2 protein-coding genes are annotated in these 3,720 nt (G+C 68.0%); both read left to right on the forward strand.

Annotation, left to right across the window (positions count from 1 at the left end):
- Positions 1-380: 380 nt before the first annotated feature.
- A complete protein-coding gene (locus MBTS_RS22450) occupies positions 381-2,246 on the forward strand; it encodes an ABC transporter ATP-binding protein (RefSeq protein ID WP_192216526.1) in 1,866 nt (621 codons plus the stop codon).
- A 203-nt stretch (positions 2,247-2,449) separates the two neighbouring features.
- A complete protein-coding gene (locus MBTS_RS22455; protein ID WP_192216527.1) occupies positions 2,450-3,586 on the forward strand; it encodes an S-(hydroxymethyl)glutathione dehydrogenase/class III alcohol dehydrogenase in 1,137 nt (378 codons plus the stop codon).
- Positions 3,587-3,720 lie beyond the last annotated feature (134 nt).

Raw genomic sequence — 3,720 nt, forward strand, 5'->3', positions numbered from 1 at the left:
GGCGCGGGTTGTGGCGGAGTCACCTTGGTCGGCTCGGTGCGCTGCACCGGCGCCGCCGGATCGTCGCTGCCCTGCGGCCAGAAGGCCTGGACCAGGCCCGCCAGCGCCGCCGCCACGACGAAGAGCACCACCACCCGTAGAAGAGTCGAACCGCTGAGCATCCAACCCGCCTCACGCGCACAATACACGCGGGACGCTAACATGGGAGAGAAACCAAAGTCTTGCCGTCCTGGCCGATGTCCTCAGGCGTCTGCGTCACGAAGCGCATCGTCTGAAACCACGCGTCGCATGAGGCGGTCGCGGCATCGCCGTCGGGGACGGTGACGGAGCACTCTACGACGCATCGACGGACGGGGCCGCTCCGGTCATGGTCCGCCGCGATGTCCACCGCCTCCCTCGCTGCCTCGCTGAACCGGTTCGTCGTCGAGCGCATGGGCGCCCTGCGATACCTGCCGGCGCTGTTTCGCCTCGTCTATGCCGCGAGCCCGCGCCTGCTGATGGCGAGCGTCGCTCTGCGTCTCGCGCGGGCGAGCCTGCCGGTGTTGATGCTCTATCTCGGCAAGCTCATCCTCGACGCCATCGTCGCCGAACACGCCCGGCCCCATCCCGCAGGAACCGGCATCGCCGGCTGGATGGCGGATCCGGCCCTCAGGCGTCTCGCCGGCCTCGTCGCGGTGGAACTCGGCCTCGCCATCCTGTCCGATCTGCTCGGGCGGCTGAGCACCCTCACCGACGGGCTGGTCGCGGACCGCTACGCCAATGCCGCCACCCTGCGGCTGATGCGCCACGCCGCCGCCCTCGACCTCGAGCAATTCGAGGACAGCGCCCAGCAGGACCGGCTGGAGCGCGCCCGCCGGCAGGTGACCGGGCGCTCCAACCTGCTGTTCCAGCTCTTCGGGCAGGGGCAGGATCTCATCACGCTCGTCGCCTTCGGGATCGGTCTGGCCGCCTACGCTCCCTGGCTGATCCTGCTGCTCGCCGGCTCCCTCGTCCCGGCCTTCCTCAACGAGCTCTACTTCAACCGGCAGGGCTATCGCCTCGCCTGGACCCGCACCCCGGAGCGGCGCCAGATCGACTATCTGCGTTATCTCGGGGCCAGCGTGGAATCGGCCAAGGAGGTCAAGCTCTTCGGCCTCAACGCCTATATCGCCGAACGCTACCGGATCGTGGCCGCCAAGCTCCTGGCCGATAACCGCTCCCTCGCCATCCGCAGGGCCGGTTGGGGCGGCCTCTTCGCGGCCTTGGGCACGCTCGCCTACTACGCGGCCTATGCCACCATCGTCTGGCGGACGGTGGCGGGCGCCTTCTCCATCGGCGATCTCGCCTTCCTCGCCGGCTCGTTCCAGCGCCTGCGCGGCCTGATCGAGGGCCTGCTGCTCGGCTTCTCGCAGATCTCCTCGCAGGCGCAGTATCTCGAAGACCTGTTCTCGTTCTTCGAGGTGGTGCCGCTGATCCGCTCGCCGGAGCGGCCCGTGCCGTTCCCGCAGCCGATCACCGAGGGCATCGTCTTCGAGGAGGTCGGCTTCCGTTATCCCGGCACCGAGACCTGGGCTGTCCGGTCCTTGAGCTTCCGCCTCGCCGCCGGGGAAGTGCTCGCCCTGGTGGGTGAGAACGGGGCCGGCAAGACCACGATCGTCAAGCTCCTGACCCGGCTCTACGACCCCACCGAGGGCCGTGTGCTGCTCGATGGCCGACCGCTGTCCGATTACGACCTCGACGACCTGCGCGCCCGAATCGGCGTGATCTTCCAGGATTTCGTGCGCTTCGATTTCACCGCCGCCGAGAACGTCGCCGTGGGGCGCATCGACGAGCGGGACGACGCCGCCCGCATCGCCCGTGCCGCCGGGCGCAGCCTCGCCGACGGCGTGATCGAACGCCTGCCGCTCGGCTACGACCAGCCGCTCGGCAAGCGCTTCGCCGACGGTGTCGACCTCTCCGGCGGCGAATGGCAGAAGATCGCGCTCAGCCGGGCCTATATGCGCGAGGCCGAGATCCTGATCCTCGACGAGCCCACCGCCGCCCTCGACGCCCGCGCCGAGTTCGAGGTGTTCCAGCGCTTTCGCGATCTCAGCCGGGGGCGCAGCTGCGTGCTGATCTCGCACCGCTTCTCCACCGTGCGCATGGCCGACCGCATCCTCGTCCTCGACGGGGGCAAGGTCATCGAGGCCGGAACCCACGAGGAACTCCAGGCGAGGGGCGGGCGCTACGCCGAATTGTTCGAACTGCAGGCCGCGGGCTATCGCTGAGGCGCCGGCGGGTATGCTTCCGCGACAACACAGGGGCGACGCGACCTCCCGCGCGGCCCGAGGGCGTTGCATCTCGTCTCCAGAACCATCATTGCACGAAACAGATTTTCGGGCCGTTCGGCTTGCCCTCCCCTGGATGAGGCGAAGCCGAAGAGTCGGCAGTTCGACACCGTCCGTGATCGTCCAGACATGAGAATAATGACATGAAGACGCGCGCTGCGGTCGCGTGGGAGGCCAAGAAGCCCCTCACCATCGAGACCATCGACATCGAAGGCCCCAAGGCCGGCGAAGTCCTCATCGAGTTGATGGCCACCGGCATCTGCCACACCGATGCCTATACCCTGTCGGGCCTCGATTCCGAGGGCAAGTTCCCGGCGATCCTCGGCCACGAAGGCGCGGGCATCGTCCGCGAACTCGGCGCCGGGGTCACGGACCTGAAGGTCGGCGACCACGTCATCCCGCTCTACACCCCGGAATGCCGCAGCTGTAAGTCCTGCCTGTCGCAGCGCACCAACCTCTGCACCGCGATCCGTTCCACGCAGGGCCAGGGCGTGATGCCGGACGGCACCTCGCGCTTCTCCTGTGTCTCCACCGGCGGCAGCCCGAACGGCGCGAACACCCTGTTCCACTACATGGGCTGCTCGACCTTCTCGAACTTCACGGTCCTGCCGGCCATCGCGCTCGCCAAGATCCGCGAAGACGCTCCCTTCGACAAGATCTGCTACATCGGCTGCGGCGTCACCACCGGCATCGGCGCGGTGATCTACACCGCCAAGGTCTGGCCCGGCGCCAACGTCGTGGTGTTCGGCCTCGGCGGCATCGGCCTCAACGTGCTCCAGGCCGCCCGGATGGTCGGTGCCGACAAGATCATCGGCGTCGACATCAACCCGGACAAGCAGGAGATGGCCCGCAAGTTCGGCATGACCCACTTCATCAACCCGAAGGAGGTCGGCAACGATCACGTGGTCGCGGCGATCCTCGACGCGACGAATGGCGGCGCGGACTTCTCGTTCGACTGCACCGGCAACGTCCACGTCATGCGCCAGGCGCTGGAATGCTGCCATCGCGGCTGGGGCGAGTCGATCGTCATCGGCGTGGCCGAGGCCGGCAAGGAGATCTCCACCCGTCCGTTCCAGCTCGTCACCGGCCGCGTCTGGAAGGGCTCGGCCTTCGGCGGCGCCCGCGGCCGCACCGACGTGCCGAAGATCGTCGACTGGTACATGGAGGGCAAGATCAACATCGACGACCTGATCACCCACACCATGCCGCTCGAAGACATCAACCACGGTTTCGACCTGATGCACGAGGGCAAGTCGATTCGCTCGGTGGTGGTTTACTGATCCCATCGAGACGAAACGCCTCGACCCTCCCCCCTCTGCGGGGGAGGGTGCCTGCGGAGCAGGCGGGAGAGGGGCCCCCTCTCCGGATACGGCGCTCCCCTCTCCCGACCCTCGCTGACGCGAGGCCCACCCTC

It is taken from the genome of Methylobacterium bullatum, assembly GCF_014845095.1.
GTDB lineage: Bacteria > Pseudomonadota > Alphaproteobacteria > Rhizobiales > Beijerinckiaceae > Methylobacterium > Methylobacterium bullatum.

Coding starts and splice junctions, on each gene's coding strand:
- MBTS_RS22455 (WP_192216527.1), top strand. CDS start 2,450: ATGAAGACGCGCGCTGCGGTCGCGTGGGAGGCCAAGAAGCCCCTCACC.
- MBTS_RS22450 (WP_192216526.1), top strand. CDS start 381: ATGTCCACCGCCTCCCTCGCTGCCTCGCTGAACCGGTTCGTCGTCGAG.